The following is an 18703-nucleotide window of genomic DNA, read 5'->3' as shown; positions in this document are numbered from 1 at the left end:
AAATTTAAAAATAATAATTGCTGCAACTAGGACATATTGTTTACTATGTGAACTTGTTCTTAATTTAGGGGGGAGGGTTTCACAATGGCAAGTGTATATGAAAATAGTTATATGATCGTTTTGATTTTCTTGCTATTAGGTATATTGCTGCCGGTAGTGGCTCTTACATTAGGAAGGATGCTGCGCCCAAATAAACCAAGTGCAGCAAAGGCGACGACGTATGAGAGTGGAATTGAGCCTTTTCACGATGCAAATATTCGGTTTCATGCTCGTTATTATATTTTCGCTTTATTGTTTGTGATCTTTGATGTAGAAACTTTATTTTTATATCCTTGGGCTGTTGCGTATGACAAGCTAGGTTTATTTGCATTAATTGAGATGCTCATCTTTGTTGTAATGTTGCTAGTTGGATTAGCGTATGCTTGGAAAAAGAAGGTGTTACAATGGTTATAAATTTTGAGGAATTACATCCAAATGAGCGAGCAGAATTAGAACGAAATATCTTTTTTTCTACATTGGAACAGTTGAAAGGGTGGGCGAGGAGCAATTCTTTATGGCCGATGACATTCGGACTGGCGTGCTGTGCAATTGAAATGATGGGAGTAGGCTCATCACATTATGATTTAGATCGATTTGGGTCATTTTTTCGGACTTCACCAAGGCAATCGGACGTCATGATTGTATCGGGAACAGTAACGAAGAAGATGGCTCCTATTGTTCGGCGTTTATATGATCAAATGCCTGAACCGAAATGGGTTATTGCGATGGGATCTTGTGCGACAGCAGGTGGTCCGTATGTAAATTCATATGCTGTTGTGAAAGGTGTAGACCAAATCGTACCAGTTGATGTGTATATTCCTGGTTGTCCCCCAAATCCGGCTGCTTTAATTTATGGAATTAATAAATTAAAAGAAAAAATTCGTTACGAAGCAAAGACCGGGAAGCAGGTGACGAATAAATGAGTAATCCAAACAAAGATTTAGAGGATCTGAAAAAAGAAGCAGCTAGGCGTGCAAAAGAAGAAGCGAGAAAACGCCTTGTAGCGAAACACGAGGCGGAAATAAGTGAGCTTGAGGCAGAAGATCAAGAAAAAGAGAAAGCGCTACCAAAAAATGATGATATTACTATAGAAGAAGCAAAACGACGTGCAGCAGCGGCAGCAAAAGCAAAAGCGGCAGCGTTAGCGAAGCAGAAAAGAGAAGGAACAGAAGAAGTAACGGAAGAAGAAAAAGCGAAAGTGAAGGCGAAGGCAGCAGCGGCAGCAAAAGCAAAAGCGGCAGCGTTAGCGAAGCGAAAAAGAGAAGGAACAGAAGAAGTAACGGAAGAAGAAAAAGCGAAAGCTAAGGCGAAGGCAGCAGCGGCAGCAAAGGCAAAAACGGCGGCGTTAGCGAAGCAAAAAAGAGAGGGAACAGAAGAAGTAACGGAAGAAGAAAAAGCGAAAGCCAAGGCGAAGGCAGCAGCAGCTGCAAAAGCAAAAGCGGCGGCGTTAGCGAAACAGAAAAGAGAAGGGACAGAAGAAGTAACAGAAGAAGAAAAAGCGAAAGCCAAGGCGAAGGCGGTGGCGGCGGCCAAGGCAAAAGCGGCAGCACTAGCGAAGCAGAAAGCCTCGCAAGGTGATGGGGATTCGGGAGATGAAAAGGCCAAGGCAATTGCAGCGGCTGCAAGAGCGAAGACAAAGGGAGCTGAAGGTAAGAAAGAGGATGAGCCGAAGCAGGAAGAACCGTCCGTAAATCAACCACATTTAAATCAGTATGTTGAGGCTATTAGGGAGAAGTTAGGAGAGGGTGCATTAGTAGATTCCTATATTAATAAATTGTCAAAGGATGTGCCAACTCTTGTGGTGGATCCCGCAAAATATTATGAAGTGATGGAGTCACTGCGATTCCATGAGGGACTTGCTTTTGATTATATGTCAGAGCTACATGCGACGGATTTTGTGACACATATGGAAGTGTATGTTCATTTGTTTTCATATGGCAAGAAACAATCGGTAGCGGTGAAGGTAAAACTAGACCGGGAAGCGCCGCAAGTCGAGTCTGTGACAGCGCTTTGGAAAGGGGCTGACTGGCCGGAGAGAGAAGCGTATGATTTGCTAGGCATTGTATTTAAAGGGCATCCGAATTTAACGCGTATTTTAATGCCAGATGATTGGGTAGGATATCCGCTTAGAAAAGACTATGAACCGTATGATGTGGAGGTGTAGCTATGATCCGCACGGAAGAGATGCTTTTGAATGTAGGACCTCAGCATCCGAGTACACATGGTGTGTTCAGGCTCGTAATTAAGATAGACGGGGAAATTATTAAAGAAGCTACACCGGTTATTGGGTATTTGCATCGCGGGACGGAAAAGATTGCTGAGAGCTTACAGTATACGCAAATTATTCCTTATACAGATCGAATGGACTATTTATCAGCCATGACGAATAATTACGTCATTTGCCATGCTGTAGAGACGATGATGGGGCTTGAAATTCCAGAGCGTGCCGAATACTTGCGAGTACTTGCGATGGAGCTTGGAAGAATTGCAAGCCATCTCGTTTGGTGGGGGACGAATCTTCTTGATATAGGAGCGGTCAGCCCGTTTCTGTACGCGTTTCGTGAACGAGAGATGATTATAAATTTATTAAATGAATTATGCGGGGCACGGCTTACTTTTAATTATATGAGAGTTGGTGGTGTGAAGTGGGATGCGCCAGATGGTTGGATTGAAAAGGTGGAAGAGTTTGTTCCGTATATGAGAGAGCAATTGGCAGGTTATCATGATCTTGTTAGCGGTAATGAGATTTTCTTAAATCGTGTGAAAGGCGTTGGTATATATAGCGCGGAAGAAGCGATTTCGTATTCTTTAAGCGGAGCAAATTTGCGATGCACTGGAGTAAACTGGGATCTTCGCAAAGATGAGCCATATTCGATTTATGATCGTTTTGATTTTGATATTCCTGTTGGAAGCGTGGGAGATGCTTGGGATCGCTACGTTTGCCGAATGCAAGAAATCGAGGAGTCTTTAAAGATTGTTGAGCAAGCGGTTCAGCAGTTCCCGAAAGATGGAGCTGTGCTGGCAAAAGTACCGAAAATTATTAAGGCACCTAAGGGAGAAGCGTTCGTACGTATAGAATCGCCGCGCGGAGAGATTGGTTGTTATATCGCAAGTGATGGAAAGAAAGAGCCGTACCGTTTGAAGTTTCGTAGACCATCTTTTTATAACTTGCAAATTTTACCGAAGTTATTGAAAGGCGAAAACATCGCTAATTTAATTACGATTTTAGGTGGAGTTGATATTGTACTTGGGGAGGTTGATGGCTAATGATTGAGACGCTCTTACAATCACCTTCAAGCTGGACGAATTTCTTCATTTTTTTCGGATTAGCGGTGCTTCTACTATTTGCAGTCCTTGGCTTCGTTACATATGGAATTTTGGCAGAACGGAAAGTGATGGGGTTTATGCAAGGGCGGATTGGACCAAACCAGGTTGGAGGCCGATTTGGTTTACTGCAAACGGTAGCTGATGTTTTAAAACTATTATTGAAAGAAGATAGTATTCCGAAAGCAGCAGATAAACCGCTGTTTATATTAGCGCCTGTTATTGCATTTGCACCAGCATTTATGGTGCTTGCAGTTATCCCGTTCACTGATAAATTTCAATTTGCAGATATTGGAGTCGGGCTACTTTATTATATTGCTGTTTCCGGTATTACGACGATAGGTGTTGTAACTGGGGGATGGGCATCGAATAATAAATATTCCCTTTTAGGAGGGATGCGTGCGGCGGCGCAAATGATTTCTTATGAGATTCCGCTCGTAATGAGTGTAATTGGTATCGTTTTGCTAGCTGGTAGCCTGAATTTAAATGAGATTGTAGCGGCGCAGGAGAAGGTTTGGTACATTTTCGTACAGCCAATTGGCTTCGTCGTTTTCTTAATCGCAGCAGTGGCAGAGTTAAATAGGACGCCATTCGATTTGCCAGAAGCGGAGTCAGAACTTGTTTCTGGATACCATACGGAATACTCAGGTTTTCGCTGGGCGTTTTTCATGCTTTCAGAGTACGTATATTTCTTCGGGATGGCATCGTTAATTACAGTGCTCTTTTTAGGAGGCTGGAATCCAGTCATGTTTCTTGGATTTATCCCAGGTGCCGTATGGTTTGCTTTGAAATTTAGCAGTGTAGTCTTTCTATTAATTTGGTTCCGCGTTACGTTCCCACGTATAAGAGGTGACCAGTTAATGGAGTTTGGATGGAAAGTATTATTGCCGATTGCACTTGCAAATATTTTCTTAACGGCATTGATTAAGGAGTTATTCTTCTAATCTATGAGGGGGGTGCCAGTAAGAGATGAAAGGACTATTTAAAGGATTAAAATATACATTAAGTAATTTGAGCAAGAAGAAGGTAACGTATGATTATCCAAATCAGCCGTTGCCGTTGCCAGACCGTTTTCGGGGGATTCAAAAATTTTATCCGGAGAAATGTATTGTTTGTAATCAATGTTCTAACATTTGTCCGACAGACTGTATTCAGTTAACAGGAAAGAAACATCCAGATCCTACGAAAAAAGGAAAAATTATCGACACGTATGATATTAATTTTGAAATTTGTATTCTTTGTGATTTATGTACAGAAGTTTGCCCGACAGAGGCAATTGTCATGACAAATAACTTTGAACTCGCGGAATATTCACGTGATGACTTATTTAAAAATTTGCAGTGGCTTGACGAAAACGACGAAAACGTCAGGAAGGAGAATAAGGCATGAATGGCGAGTTTGTAGCATTCTTTATACTATCCTTGTCTGCAATTATCGGCGGTGTTCTTATGTTGAACTTAACGAAAGTTATGCACATGATGCTAGCTCTCGTTCTGACATTTCTCAGCATTGCAGGTTTGTATTTTCTTTTATCAGCTGAATTTATAGGCGTTGCACAAATTTTACTTTACTCTGGTGCAATCACAATTATTATGATTTTCGGCATTATGTTAACGAAACATAACGCGGAAAATGAATCGCGTCTTACTCTTCGAAAATGGATTATCTTCTTTGCAGTTGTAGCATTTGGAGCGGTTATGTATTTCGCTGTTAATAATGTTGATTTTGCAAATGAAAGCACACAAGGAAGTTTACCTCTCCATGAAAATAACACACTTCAAATCGGTACGCTTCTCTATTCAAAATATATTATTCCATTTGAACTAACTTCAGTTATTTTACTTGTAGCACTCGTTGGCGCGATTATACTTGCGAAAAAGGACGAGAAAGAGGAGGATTCCAATGAGTAGCGTTCCAGCTTCTGCATATTTAACGCTTGCGATTATTTTGTTTTGCATCGGTCTATTTGGAGCTTTAACAAAGCGGAATACAGTAATCGTATTAGTTTGTATCGAATTAATGCTGAATGCTGCCAATTTAAACTTAGTGGCGTTTAGTAAATTAGGCCTATTTCCGAATTTAACAGGTCAAATTTTCTCGCTGTTTACGATGGCTGTAGCGGCAGCAGAAGCGGCGGTAGGACTCGCTATTTTAATTGCTTTGTATCGTAATCGTACGACAGTTCAGGTAGATGAAATGGATACGCTCAAAGGATAGCATTGTGACCGAAAAAGGGGGAAGGAAACAATGATCGATTATGCATGGCTCATACCGCTTTTCCCACTCGTTTCGTTTTTGTTACTTATTATATTCGGGAAGAAAATTAGAGAAGGAAGCAGCGTACTTAGTATTTTTTTCGTCTTTCTCTCCTTTATACTTGCGGTACTTGTGTTAATAGAAAGGTTTTCAGAAGCAAGCGTGAAGCATAAGTGGGTGTGGCTTAGAGCTGGAGATGTGGATATATCATTCGGCTTTGAGGTGACTGCATTAGGAGCTTTAATGTTATTTATCGTTACGCTTGTGAGTCTGCTTGTACATGTGTATTCGAAAGGTTATATGAAAGGTGATGAACGATTACCAACCTTTTACGCATATTTAGGACTCTTTACATTTGCGATGTTAGGGCTTGTTATATCAACGAATTTATTACAGCTTTATATATTTTGGGAATTAGTTGGCCTTGGCTCATTTTTACTTATCGGTTTTTATTTCTTTAAAGAAGAAGCGAAGGCTGCTGCAAAAAAGGCTTTTATTATGACACGTATTGGGGATGTTGGTTTATTTATCGGGATGATTTTAATTTTTTGGTACGCAGGTAGTTTTGAATATGACGCAATATTTAGGGCGATTTATACAGGGGATTTACCTCCTTACATGATTACGATAACAGCAATATTAATTTTTATCGGGGCGATGGGGAAATCAGGTCAGTTCCCGCTTCATACGTGGTTGCCAGATGCAATGGAGGGGCCAACGCCTGTTTCGGCACTTATTCACGCCGCGACGATGGTTGCAGCAGGCGTATATTTAGTAGCGACGATGTTCCCTCTATTTTCAGCAAGTACAGTGGCGATGCAGACCGTGGCAATCGTTGGAGCTTTCACTGCAATCTTTGCGGCCTCTATCGGTCTCGTGCAAACAGATATAAAGAGAGTACTTGCTTATTCTACAGTTAGCCAGCTTGGATATATGATGCTTGCGTTAGGTTCTGCAGGTTATGTAGCCGGTGTCTTCCATTTAACGACACATGCTTTTTTTAAAGCACTACTATTTTTGGCAGCGGGAAGTGTAATTCATGCAGTGCATACGCAAAACATTAATAAAATGGGCGGTTTACAGAAGAAGATGAAAGTAACTGGTACGCTATTTCTAATAGGTACCCTTGCCATTAGCGGTGTTCCGCTCCTTTCCGGTTTTTTCAGCAAAGATGAAATTTTAGCGGCGACTTGGATGAATGGCAATTACGTTTTATTTACTTTAGCAGTAATTGCGGCGTTTTTGACAGCGTTTTATATGTTCCGCCTATACTTTCTTGTCTTTACCGGAGAAACGAAGACGAAGGAAGATGTGCATGAGTCGCCCCGCGTTATGACGTATCCAATGATTGTTCTCGGCGTTCTCGCAGTAGTGGCAGGATATATAAATACACCATGGTTCGGTACGTTTCTCGGAGATTGGTTGACAAAAGATGTAGGGTTCAAGGTTGAAGAAGCGCATGGGCCAGTTTGGATTATGATTGTTGCGACGCTCGTTTCATTTGCGGGAATCGCTCTTGCATATTTCATATATGGCAAGAAATCAATTTCTAGAGATTGGGCTGGGGGTACGGAAACCTCGCTTTATAATCTTTTGAAGGAAAAATATTATGTGGATGAACTATACAACATGACGGTGATCCCTATTACAAAAGGAATCGCTCATGTGCTTCGCTTATTTGAAGTGTATGTAGTCGAGGGAATTGCAGTTTTAATTGGAAGCGTAGTTAAAGGTACAAGTAATCTTGGATCGAAACTTCAAAACGGGAATGTACAAGTGTACGGTACTGTAACGGCGGTTTCGCTCGCTGTACTCGTCATTATTTTGCTCTATACAGGAGGGGATTTACGATGAATGATTTGTTGTTAACGTTCTTCATTTTTTCCCCGCTTTTAGGAATTTTATTGCTTGTATTAACACCGAAAAAGGAATTGCGTACAGTGCGGGCGCTTGGCTTATTTGGGACGGCACTTCCATTTGGAATCGCTATCGTCCTCGCTTGTACATATGCTTCTGGAAAGAGTTTGTCACTATTTGATGAAAAGGTGAAATGGATTAAGTTCGGAGATTTTACAGCGGTGGATAAAAGGTGGTTTTCTATTTATTACGAGCTCGGTATTGATGGTTTGTCGCTTGTTATGATGGTGCTGACGGCTCTTCTAGCGATGCTCGCAGCAATTGCAGCCTTTTCTATTAAAAGAAATTTAAAAGCATTTTATATGCTGTTACTCATGCTAGAAATAGGGATGCTCGGCGTCTTTGCTGCTCAAAATCTAATGTTGTTTTTTATCTTCTTTGAAATTACGTTGCCACCAATGTTCTTATTGATTGGGAAGTGGGGGAAATTGTCGAGCGAAAAGGCTGCGTATAGTTATTTAATATATAACGGTATTGGCTCAGCTATTTTGCTCATTGTTTTCTCAATTTTGTTCGCGAAAACAGGTACAACAAATATTGTGGAGCTGAAAGAGATATTAAGAAGCGTAAGTGCAGAAGGAGAACTCATCATCCCAAGTAGCTTGCAGCTTGGTGTATTTATTTCCATAATGATTGCCTTTGCAATTAAACTACCTGTTTTTCCGTTGCACCGTTGGATGGTCAATGTGCACATAGAAGCGCATCCAGCTGTAGTTATGCTTCATGCTGGAGTTTTGCTGAAGATTGGAGCATACGGTATTATTCGCTTCGGAAAAGGGCTATTCCCGGAATATTTTCACGATGTTGCAACGCTAATTGCGATATTAGGTGTAATTAATTTATTATACGGTTCCTTTTTAGCGCTCATCCAAACGGACTTTAGGAAAGTACTGGCTTACTCTAGTATTTCGCATATGGGAATTGTGTTAATGGGACTTGCGTCACTTAATGCACCGGGTACACAAGGGGCGTTATTCCAGGTTGTATCGCACGGTTTAATTGCAGCCTTGCTGTTTTTCTTACTCGGTGTTATAGAACAACGTTTCGGAACATCAGAAATTACAGCGCTTGGTGGACTCGCAAAAAGTGTCCCAGTACTTAGCGGCTTCTTCTTAGCAGGAGGAATGGCATCGCTTGGATTACCAGGGATGTCTGGGTTTGTTAGCGAATTTCTTGCCTTTCTCGGTTTATTTCAAGGAGAGCCCGTCATTGCTGCAGTCGGTGTGATTGGCATCATTTTAACTGCTGTATACGTATTAAGAGCGACACTTCAAGTGACATTTGGAAAGAAAGAGTGGGAAGAAAAATCTGATATACATGGATGGGAGTACGTCCCTGTTTTACTACTTATCTTTTGTATTATTGTAATTGGAGTTATGCCAGAGATACTAGGGGATCCGCTTCAAAATACATTGAAAACATTGGGGGTGAAGTAGGATGGATATGAATACGTTACTTAGCTTATCGTGGCATCTAATGGTGCCAGAATTTATTATTCTCGGGGCCGCCATCCTTCTTTCCATATGTGATTTGTTTTTTAAGCTGAACCATAGATATGTAGCTCTTGGTGCGATTGCTGCCATCGTATTAGCAATTGTTTCATTAATTACGCTATATAGCGAACCAGCTGGAGATATTTTAAATGGATCGTTTGTGTTAGATGGATTTTCAAAAGGGTTTAAAACGTTGTTATTAGGCGCCTCAGCGCTCATTTTATGCATCGCAATGAGCGATGATAAGAAGAATCCGATTGAAGATAAGGGCGAATATTATTACTTATTTTTAATGGCACTTCTTGGTGCGATGTTCATGGCTTCTAGTGTTGACTTTATCACCCTTTTCGTTGGTTTAGAGTTACTTTCACTTTCTTCTTATATTTTAGTCGGAATACGAAAAAAGAACCGTGCATCAAATGAAGCGGCAATGAAATATGTCATTAGCGGAGGAATTGGAACGGCGATCACGCTCTTTGGAATGAGTTATTTATACGGTATTACAGGTTCAACTAACATTGTAGATATGCAAAAGGTACTCACTGGGGAGCTCGCTAGTGGTATTCAGTTATTGCTAGCTCTGGCATTTCTTTTATTGCTAGTCGGTCTCTCATTTAAAATTGCCACAGTGCCGTTTCATATGTGGGCACCTGATGTGTATGAAGGAGCGACTACACCTGTTACCGCTTTTCTTGGAACGATTTCTAAAATTGCTGGGTTCCTACTCATTATTCGTTTGTTCCTTATGGTTTTTGCAAGTGTATTAATACAAGGAGATATGCAATCTTTATATGGGCATATGAATATATATATTGCGGTGCTAGCAAGTATTACGATGATTGTTGGGAATGTAGTCGCGTTAAAACAATACAACGTAAAACGTTTATTTGCTTATTCAGGCATTGCGCATGCTGGGTATTTGCTCGTTCCACTTGTGGCATTATCACCATTTACGCTGGATAGCATGTGGTTTTATATGCTGGCATACATGCTTATGAATATAGGCGCGTTTGCCATTATCCACGGCTTAATCTTACAAAACGATAAGGAAAACATAACGATTTTCACCGGATTATATAAGAGATCACCATTTGCAGCGATCATGATGACAATTTTTATTTTATCGCTGGCCGGGATACCAGGGACGGCTGGCTTCATTGGAAAGATTAACATCTTTTTAGGCGCGCTTCATGTAGAGCCAGCACATTACGTACTAGCTTCGATTATGATGGGTACGACAGTTGTTTCATTCGTATATTATTTCCGTATTTTACAACAAATGTTTTTCCACACCGGAGAGACAGAAGAGAGGATACGGTTACCGTTAAATATAAAGGTTGTTATGAGTCTTTGTGCAATTTCGATTGTAATACTAGGGATTATGCCGATGATTGGGTACAATTTCTTTTATGAATATTTTCCATTAATGAAAGATTTCTTCTTCTTAGGGAACGTGGTACAATAGTGAAAATAAAAGGTGTGGAGTCAGTACTCTGCGCTTTTTATTTTGTGTTAACTTGTAATGTAGATATACGTTTTTTGAAAGAAAATCACGATGTAAAATGTAAGATGTCTATTTGCATTTGAAAAAGTGTGGCTCCTACTTATTATGGTATCGTTTTTATATTCTTTCATAAGTAGTAGCTGAGTAAAAAGGGGTCGATTTTTTGGCACAACTTTTAGGGCAACAAGCACTGATTGCCATTGTTTCGCATTTATTGTTTATTACCATTACGTGGTGGGCTTTGCAAGGCATTCACATTGAGCGTTTAATGAAGTCCGGAAAAGTGCTGCAGACGCGAGTATTACTCATCTTAATTACAATTGCAATTGGGACATCTGTAAGTAACTTTTTCCTTGATTATTTAGGCTATTCGAAGAGTTTAACGTATTTAGTAAAGTAAGTGTATAGAACCTCAAATCTCCGTTAACAATGGGGATAGGAGGGGATGAAATTGAAGCTTAAAGCCATTCTTATTGTTGCACTTAGTGTTGTTTTATTTTTGGTTGGATATAGAGAGATGAAACCGATAAGCGATGAACAGAAAATGGAGAGCATGATCAAGGCTTTAGAGAAAAATGATGCTAAAGTAGAAAAATGGTCATGGTTAGCTAGAGAAACAAAAACAATTTCTAATATACATACGTTTCAAAAGTTGTTAAACGATGTGAAGGACAAGGCAAATATTCAAAAGTGGGAAGTAGAGCAATCTCCAGATGGATATAAAGCTACATCCTATAAAAAGTTTGCTTCTCATGAAGAACGAGTAGTAGTAACTTGGAGTAAAGAAAATACTAAAGAAAACACTTTCATTATCTTTGAAGTAAGTGGGGCGAAATGGGACCCGAAGTATGTTCAAAAAGTGAATAAAATTTTTAGTGAAAAACCTATAATTTACACTTGTGTTCAAGGTGTACTGAATGATAAGATTGAAGGTGTTTTGCAAAATAAAACCAATCAGGTTTTGAAAGATCTTTCAGCAAGAGCGATCGAACAAGTAGAAGAAAGAGCATTTGTGTCAGTCTCCGCATACAATAAAAAGTGGGATGACGCTCTTTCAACAAATAGAGAGAAAATAAATGTGCAAATAGCAATACGTTCTACAGACAACAAAGATACAATTGTGGTTGGCACACCGATCATAACTTCTGAGTATTGAGTGAATAGATACTGAAAAAAGGACACGGAGGGGAATAATTTGGAAAAGATCATCGTCCGTGGCGGAAAGCGGTTAAACGGCACAGTGCGTGTTGAGGGCGCAAAAAATGCTGTATTACCTATAATCGCTGCAGCCCTATTAGCGAGTGATGGAAAGAATGTACTATCTGAAGTACCAGTTTTGTCTGATGTATACACAATTAATGAGGTATTACGTCATTTAAATGCTGAAGTCGTATTTGAAAATAATCAAGTAACAATCGATTCTTCTAAAGAACTAAACATTGAAGCACCATTTGAATATGTACGTAAAATGCGTGCATCTGTTCAAGTAATGGGACCATTATTAGCACGTAACGGTCGTGCTCGTATTGCACTTCCTGGTGGATGTGCAATCGGTTCACGTCCAATTGACCAACATTTAAAAGGCTTCGAAGCAATGGGAGCAAAAGTACAGGTTGGTAACGGTTTTGTTGAGGCATATGTTGAGGGAGAACTAAAAGGAGCTAAAATCTACTTAGACTTCCCAAGCGTAGGCGCGACAGAAAACATTATGTCTGCAGCTACATTAGCAAAAGGGACAACAATTCTTGAAAACGCAGCGAAAGAACCAGAAATCGTTGACTTAGCTAACTTCTTAAATGCGATGGGAGCGAAAGTACGCGGAGCTGGAACTGGAACGATTCGTATCGAAGGCGTTGATAAATTATATGGTGCAAACCACTCTATTATTCCTGACCGTATTGAAGCGGGAACATTCATGGTTGCAGCAGCAATTACTGGTGGAGACATCTTAATTGAAAATGCTGTACCTGAACATTTACGCTCAATTACAGCGAAAATGGAAGAAATGGGTGTTAAAATTATTGAGGAAAACGAAGGTGTACGTGTTATCGGCCCAGATAAGTTAAAAGCGGTTGATATTAAAACTATGCCTCACCCAGGTTTCCCAACAGACATGCAATCACAAATGATGGCATTATTACTACAAGCTGATGGAACAAGCATGATTACAGAAACGGTATTCGAAAACCGCTTTATGCACGTTGAAGAATTCCGTCGTATGAATGCTGATATTAAAATTGAAGGTCGTTCTGTTATTATGAACGGTCCAAACAGCTTACAAGGTGCTGAAGTAGGCGCAACTGATTTACGTGCTGCAGCTGCATTAATCTTAGCTGGTTTAGTATCAGAAGGTTATACTCGTGTAACTGAGTTAAAACATCTTGACCGTGGTTATGTAGATTTCCATAAGAAATTAGCTGCATTAGGTGCAACTATTGAACGTGTAAACGAAAAAGTAGAAGAAGTGAAAGAACAAGAAGTTTCTGATCTTCACGCTTAATTGAAATAGTCTCTATGTCTTTTGACATAGGGGCTATTTTTTTTGGGTTATTACTGTTATAGTCAATAAATTCTATACTTATGCACGTACCAGTAAAAATATTTAGAAAATTTCCGTTTTATGCTCTTCCCCTTAAGTATGTTCTAAAAGAAAGAGTTGTTCCATAAGAATGAATGGAGTAAAGCTTTTATATTGGGGGAAAAATAGGATGAAATTTTCAAAGCCACTTTTTATTACAGTAGCGCTCTTAATAGCGCTCGTTATCATTGTACCTGCAGCCCTTGTTATCCCATTTGCGAAAGCAAAAGTAGGGGAAGAAACGGCCTCTAAAACTCCTCCAGCGATAGAAAGTATACCAGCTCCAGGAAAAGTAGATACAGCTGTTCAAGTTGCTGTATATCGTGAGAAACAAAAGAAGGTAGAATCATTACCTATGGAGGAGTATGTGACCGGTGTAGTAGCTTCTGAGATGAATGCCAGTTTTGAAATAGAGGCACTAAAGGCACAGGCATTAGCAGCAAGAACATTTGTAGTGCAACGTATGCTAAGCGGAGGAAAGAAAAATAATGCAGACGTGACAGATACGGTGAAAGATCAAGTGTACAAAAGCAAAGATGAATTGAAGAAGCAATGGGGCAATAACTACGAAAATAATTTGAAGAAAATCGAAGAAGCTGTTTCGAAAACAGCAGGACAAGTTTTAACGTATGATGGAAAACCAATTTCAGCATCCTTCTTTTCAACGAGTAATGGTCGAACAGAAAATGCAGCTGACTATTGGGGAAATGATTATCCGTACTTGAAAAGTGTAGATAGTCCGTGGGATCAAGCCTCACCAAAGTTTACGAGCGAGCAAACATTTACAGTAGCTGATTTTCAAAAACGTCTCGGTGTGAAAGTGCTAGCAGACGGGAAGGTTGGAAACATTAAAGACCTTACGGAAGGAAAGCGTGTAAAGGATGTAGCTTTTCAAGGAAAAACATTAACAGGAAAAGAAGTTCGTGAAAAGTTAGATTTACGTTCTTCTGATTTCACGTGGAAACAACAAGGAGATAAAATCATCGTTACGACGAAAGGCTTCGGTCACGGCGTTGGTATGAGTCAATACGGGGCGAACGGCATGGCAGCGGAAGGAAAGAAATATACAGATATCGTCGCTCATTACTATAAAGGCGTTGAAATAAAGACGATGAATGATTATGAAGGAAAATTGATGGTGAAGAAATAGGTGTCAGAACTCTGGCATCTATTTTTTTGTTTGAAATAGGATAATTTTCCATTAATTGTTTGATATAATAGGATAAAAAGTATTTGGAGGAGACGGAATGGCGCTACTGGAGTTGAAACAGTTAGAGAAGACGAACCAGTTACCAGAAATTGAGCTAAAGGTTGAAAAAGGACAATGTATTGTTTTGCAATGCAATAATCATACAGCTAAAGTGTTACACCGCATCATTATTGGTGAAGAAGAAGCTTCAACTGGCAATGTACTGTTTGAAGGAGAAGCAATTGGAAAGAAAAATTATTCCCGCATCGGTTTTTGTTTTTTGAAAGATGAAGCATATGATCGTTTGAAGGTGAAAGAATACTTTAAGTTTTTAATAGGGCTTTATGAATCAAAGATAAGTATAGAAGAAGTTGTGCAGCCTGTTGGTCTCCTAGATAGACTAAACGTTAAAATAGAAAAACTATCATTTTCAGAGAAGCGTCGTCTTCATATTGGACGAATTATGATTCATAATCCGGATTTAATCATTTTGGAAGAACCGGAGCAAAATGTAGATACAGAGAGTACGGTTATTATTCGAAAAGCAATCATGAAAATGAAAGAGCAAGGAAAGGCAATCTTTATTACGTCATCATTTCTATCGGATGCCCTTTCGTTAACAGAGGATGTATACATATTAAACAACGATGGTGTGAAAAAGATAGAAATTGAGCAAGAGGAAGTGGAAGAAGTCGATGAAGAAAAAGTCATTCAAATGATTCCGCAAATGAAGTTAGAAAGAATACCAGCGAAAGTGAACGATAAAATCATTTTACTTGATCCGATGGAAATTCATTTCATTGAAACGCAAAATGGAGTAACACATATTCACGTTCGTGAAGGCGATTTCGTATGTGCCTTAACATTAAGTGAACTAGAAGCGAGATTAACAGGTTTTGGTTTCTTTAGATGTCATCGCTCGTACCTTGTAAATTTACAAAGAGTACGAGAAGTGATTACATGGACTCGTAACAGTTTCAGTTTAATTTTGGATGACGAAAGAAAAAGTTCAATTCCGCTTTCAAAAGGACGAATGGATGAATTAAAAGGCGTGATTGGGCTATAAAAAGTGCTCCAATAAGCTCAACATGCGATTCATTCACCGGTAAAAATACTCCTTTTACCGGTATTTTACTGCGCCTACCCTTTGTTTTTCATATGATTGAGTCAAGAAAAGCGAAACAAACAAACGAAAAGCGCTAAAGCGACTTTCATCTATAAAGAAGAAAAACAAAGGGGATGAAGAAATGACATTGGCAATTGAAATGAAAGATGTAATGAAAAGTTTCGACGGAAAAACGGCACTTGGAAATGTAAATATTGAGGTGAAGCAAGGAGAGATTTTTGGATTCCTCGGACCGAGTGGATCTGGTAAGACGACAACAGTAAAAATTTTAACTTCTCAATTGCTTCATAGTGTTGGAACGGTAAGAGTATTAGGGAAAGATATTACAGGACCAAGTAGCATCGATTACAAACGAATTGGTATTTTAACAGATAACAGCGGCTTATATGAAAGACTTAGCATTTATGATAACTTATTATTATTTTGTGACTTATACGATTGCAAAAAAGAAAGAATCGATGAAGTACTAACACAAGTAAATTTATTAGATGATAAAAAAACACCAGTAAAGAAACTATCAAAGGGAATGAAGCAACGCGTCACACTGGCAAGAGCAATCCTTCATAAACCAGATATCCTCTTCTTAGACGAACCAACATCTGCACTCGATCCAGTAAACGTACAAAACATTCATAAAATCTTAAAAGACTTAAATGAAGAAGGAACGACAATTTTCTTAACGACTCACAACATGGATGAAGCAGAAACGCTTTGTAACCGCATTGCCTTCCTGTGTGGCGGAGAAATTGTAGCGCTGGATACGCCAGAGAACCTACGCTTACAATACGCTAAGGATCAAATACAGGTCGTATTAAAAGATAAACAAAAAGAAGTAGTGCAAAAAGATGAATTAGGCGCAAAACGTATCTCAGAATGGATGAAAAAGGGCGAACTGTTATCTATTCATTCACACGAACCAACGCTAGGCGATATCTTTATTGAAGTTACTGGGAGGGGATTATAATGACATTTTCAATGAAACGGTTTTCGGCTATTGTAAGAAAAGAAATAAATGATGCAGGTAAAAACTCACAAGTTATATTAATGGCGCTATTACCTATTCTACTTGCTGTATTCTATAGTAATATGGATTCTATAAAAGAGTTCTTTGCAGGTTTTATTATTGTAATGACGATTACCATGGTGGGAAGTTATGTGCAAGCAATTATTATTGCAGAGGAGAAGGAAAAACACACGTTACGAGTATTGATGTTGTCTCCAGCAAGTCCAATAGAAGTTATTTTAGGGAAAAGTGTATTAACTGTATTTTTTGTACTAGCATCTAGTTTTATTAGTTTAGTGATTTTAGATACTTTTAAAGGAAATATTGGTATGCTAGTTATTATTATTTTAATAGGAACATTGTTATGTGTCGTTTTAGGTACTATAGTTGGCTTACTATCCCAAAATATAGCACAAACATCTATATTGGGGCTTCCAATTTTTATAATATTCATAATGGGGCCGATGTTAAAGGAAATGGTTAAGAATGAATTTATTATAAAAGTAGTTAATCTTCTTCCGACAAATCATGTTATGGAAGCATTGCCAAAAGTTATAAAGGGAGAAGGATTTATTGCGATTCAAGAACATATTTTAAACAATACAATTTGGACTATATGTCTTATCATTCTTTGTATTATGGTGTATAAAAAGAAACAATTAGACTAAAAACTGAGCTAAAAGTGCTCAGTTTTTTCTTTTTTCTATCATTTCCTCGGAAATTTTACAGTTCTTATACATATTTTTACAAATTTTGTCGAAAAGTAATTAGTTATACGTTGTATAGGATACGTGAATATTGTTCAAAATGATTGCTGAGGTGATGATGGAATGCGAGGAAGAAATAATAAAAAGTCGCAAAAGGTAGTACATTTATTTCAAAAAAGATGGGTGTTTCCGGCACTATACATTGCTTGTGCAGCGGTAATCTTAATGGTTGCGCTATGGTTCCAAGGAGCTAATCCGAAGAAGACTCCAAACCACGATCAAGCAACACCGTATACACAATCGGAAGATCCAGCAGTACCAGTAACGAAATCTTCAGAAGTAGTGAAAATGCCAGCTGCCGCGAATGCGGAAGTAGTCGTACAAAAGAAATTCTATGAAGATGCAGCAACTGAGGCGGAACAAGAAAAAGCACTTGTCTTTTATAACAACACATATTCCCCAAACAAAGGAATTGACATTGCTGCGAAGAATGGAAAAGAATTCAATGTTGCCGCTGCTTTAAGTGGTACAGTAACGAAAGCTGAAAAAGATTCACTTCTTGGTTATGTTGTAACAGTTGATAGTGGAAATGGTGTAGCGGTATCTTATCAAAGCTTAGGCAGTGTGAAAGTAGAAAAAGGTGCAAGAGTTGCACAAGGTGAAGTATTAGGAACATCCGGTCTAAGTGCAATGAATAAAGAGGCAGGCTCTCACGTTCACTTTGAAGTACGTAAAGACAATGTGGCTGTGAACCCTGAACGTTACTTAAATAAATCAGTAACAGAAATTAAAGCTGATGCAGGTGCTGCAAAGGCTACGAATGCTTCTGGTAAAAAAGCTGATGACAAATCTCAAAAAGAAGAGAAGTCAACGAGCACGAAACCAGAAAATAAAACAGAAGACAAGTCTCAAAAAGAAGAGAAATCAACAAGCGGTTCAACTAGTGACAAAAAAGAAGAACCGAAGAAAGAAGAAAAATCAACAAACGGTTCTACAGAATCATCTAACGATTCTTCTTCACAAGAATAATAAAGTGAAAAAATCAGTTCTCATCAAGAGAATTGATTTTTTTATTTTTATATAAAAATAATCAATTTCGAGAAAAAATTTGTAAAAACAAGGAAAAATGACGAGATTCTCGAATATATATTACAAAAGGGAGGGGATACTGTGTCATTTTTGTTTGTTCTGTCGACTGCTATTATTTTATTGTTTGTTTTATTCACTTTATATTATTATATTGCCGGTAAGAAAGAGGTTCCCCACCATCAGTTGTTAGAAGAAGAATTGGAACGAGAAGAATGACGCCTTTTATACAAGGTGTCATTTTTTTTGGCCATAATAGTCAGTTTTAACGTATTTCTCACAAAAAAATGTAATTTTTCTTAACTTAGTCCGCAAAAATAGTGAACATGTAGCATATATCAGTAGTGCGGGCAATACAATGGTATAAACCAAAGCAAAGAGAGTGTTTGAGGTGAGAAATCGTGAATCATTTCATTATAAATCCAAGAATGTTTAACGCTTACAAACAGCACTCACACTTACTTCTTAGTCGTATGCAGCG

The 18703-nt window shown here is 38.8% G+C and carries 20 protein-coding genes; all 20 read left to right on the top strand.

Annotated features, from left to right (window positions below; genetic code table 11):
- The first annotated feature begins 84 nt into the window (after positions 1-84).
- The 20 genes from nuoA to AC1Q8M_RS22730 all read left to right on the top strand — a co-directional run bounded on the left by nuoA (position 85) and on the right by AC1Q8M_RS22730 (position 18441).
- Complete coding sequence (nuoA, locus tag AC1Q8M_RS22825) at positions 85-453, top strand: NADH-quinone oxidoreductase subunit NuoA (protein WP_000179273.1); 369 nt, start codon at positions 85-87, stop codon at positions 451-453.
- Positions 444-962 (top strand): NADH-quinone oxidoreductase subunit NuoB, encoded by a 519-nt coding sequence (nuoB, locus tag AC1Q8M_RS22820; RefSeq protein WP_000236331.1) that lies wholly within the window; start codon positions 444-446, stop codon positions 960-962. Before nuoA ends, nuoB begins: the two co-directional genes overlap by 10 nt.
- The gene (locus AC1Q8M_RS22815) at positions 959-2203 is read left to right on the top strand and encodes an NADH-quinone oxidoreductase subunit C (RefSeq protein WP_098453475.1); all 1245 of its coding nucleotides are present in this window, start codon (positions 959-961) and stop codon (positions 2201-2203) included. The genes nuoB and AC1Q8M_RS22815 overlap by 4 nt, the downstream gene beginning before the upstream one ends.
- Before the next feature lie 2 nt (positions 2204-2205).
- Positions 2206-3306: an NADH-quinone oxidoreductase subunit NuoD gene (nuoD, locus tag AC1Q8M_RS22810; protein WP_000621434.1), complete on the top strand. Its 1101-nt coding sequence runs from the start codon at positions 2206-2208 to the stop codon at positions 3304-3306.
- Positions 3306-4307, top strand: a complete 1002-nt coding sequence (gene nuoH, locus AC1Q8M_RS22805; protein ID WP_000573426.1) for an NADH-quinone oxidoreductase subunit NuoH — start codon at positions 3306-3308, stop codon at positions 4305-4307. Before nuoD ends, nuoH begins: the two co-directional genes overlap by 1 nt.
- A 25-nt stretch (positions 4308-4332) precedes the next feature.
- The gene (gene nuoI, locus AC1Q8M_RS22800; RefSeq protein ID WP_000677191.1) at positions 4333-4752 is read left to right on the top strand and encodes an NADH-quinone oxidoreductase subunit NuoI; all 420 of its coding nucleotides are present in this window, start codon (positions 4333-4335) and stop codon (positions 4750-4752) included.
- The gene (locus AC1Q8M_RS22795; RefSeq protein WP_001012812.1) at positions 4749-5273 is read left to right on the top strand and encodes an NADH-quinone oxidoreductase subunit J; all 525 of its coding nucleotides are present in this window, start codon (positions 4749-4751) and stop codon (positions 5271-5273) included. Before nuoI ends, AC1Q8M_RS22795 begins: the two co-directional genes overlap by 4 nt.
- Complete coding sequence (gene nuoK, locus AC1Q8M_RS22790; protein WP_000100079.1) at positions 5266-5580, top strand: NADH-quinone oxidoreductase subunit NuoK; 315 nt, start codon at positions 5266-5268, stop codon at positions 5578-5580. Before AC1Q8M_RS22795 ends, nuoK begins: the two co-directional genes overlap by 8 nt.
- Positions 5581-5610: 30 nt before the next feature.
- Complete coding sequence (gene nuoL / locus AC1Q8M_RS22785) at positions 5611-7473, top strand: NADH-quinone oxidoreductase subunit L (protein WP_000568236.1); 1863 nt, start codon at positions 5611-5613, stop codon at positions 7471-7473.
- On the top strand, positions 7470-8972 hold the full coding sequence (locus AC1Q8M_RS22780) for an NADH-quinone oxidoreductase subunit M (protein ID WP_000998941.1): 1503 nt from the start codon (positions 7470-7472) through the stop codon (positions 8970-8972). Before nuoL ends, AC1Q8M_RS22780 begins: the two co-directional genes overlap by 4 nt.
- A gap of 7 nt (positions 8973-8979) precedes the next feature.
- Positions 8980-10494, top strand: a complete 1515-nt coding sequence (gene nuoN, locus AC1Q8M_RS22775) for an NADH-quinone oxidoreductase subunit NuoN (protein ID WP_492334200.1) — start codon at positions 8980-8982, stop codon at positions 10492-10494.
- Between the two features lie 202 nt (positions 10495-10696).
- Entirely contained in the window at positions 10697-10933 is a 237-nt protein-coding gene (locus AC1Q8M_RS22770) for a DUF1146 family protein (protein ID WP_000057889.1), read from the top strand.
- A 51-nt stretch (positions 10934-10984) separates the two neighbouring features.
- A complete protein-coding gene (locus AC1Q8M_RS22765) occupies positions 10985-11689 on the top strand; it encodes a YwmB family TATA-box binding protein (protein WP_000767913.1) in 705 nt (234 codons plus the stop codon).
- Between the two features lie 39 nt (positions 11690-11728).
- The gene (murA, locus tag AC1Q8M_RS22760; RefSeq protein ID WP_000411275.1) at positions 11729-13033 is read left to right on the top strand and encodes a UDP-N-acetylglucosamine 1-carboxyvinyltransferase; all 1305 of its coding nucleotides are present in this window, start codon (positions 11729-11731) and stop codon (positions 13031-13033) included.
- 208 nt (positions 13034-13241) lie between these two features.
- On the top strand, positions 13242-14261 hold the full coding sequence (gene spoIID / locus AC1Q8M_RS22755; protein WP_000672651.1) for a stage II sporulation protein D: 1020 nt from the start codon (positions 13242-13244) through the stop codon (positions 14259-14261).
- Between the two features lie 97 nt (positions 14262-14358).
- The gene (locus tag AC1Q8M_RS22750) at positions 14359-15366 is read left to right on the top strand and encodes a LytTR family transcriptional regulator DNA-binding domain-containing protein (RefSeq protein WP_001185909.1); all 1008 of its coding nucleotides are present in this window, start codon (positions 14359-14361) and stop codon (positions 15364-15366) included.
- Between the two features lie 181 nt (positions 15367-15547).
- Entirely contained in the window at positions 15548-16390 is an 843-nt protein-coding gene (locus AC1Q8M_RS22745; RefSeq protein ID WP_000170823.1) for an ABC transporter ATP-binding protein, read from the top strand.
- Positions 16390-17097 carry an ABC transporter permease gene (locus tag AC1Q8M_RS22740; RefSeq protein WP_098661557.1) on the top strand — a complete coding sequence of 236 codons (708 nt, stop codon included), beginning with the start codon at positions 16390-16392 and terminating at the stop codon, positions 17095-17097. Before AC1Q8M_RS22745 ends, AC1Q8M_RS22740 begins: the two co-directional genes overlap by 1 nt.
- Positions 17098-17259: 162 nt before the next feature.
- Positions 17260-18165, top strand: coding sequence for a stage II sporulation protein SpoIIQ (spoIIQ, locus tag AC1Q8M_RS22735; RefSeq protein ID WP_001214922.1), 906 nt, complete (start codon positions 17260-17262; stop codon positions 18163-18165).
- Between the two features lie 141 nt (positions 18166-18306).
- Entirely contained in the window at positions 18307-18441 is a 135-nt protein-coding gene (locus tag AC1Q8M_RS22730) for a hypothetical protein (RefSeq protein WP_000008903.1), read from the top strand.
- The last annotated feature ends 262 nt before the right edge of the window (positions 18442-18703 follow it).

It is taken from the genome of Bacillus sp. GW823-FHT06A10 (assembly GCF_058795375.1).
This window is presented reverse-complemented; position numbering and strand designations above follow the sequence as displayed.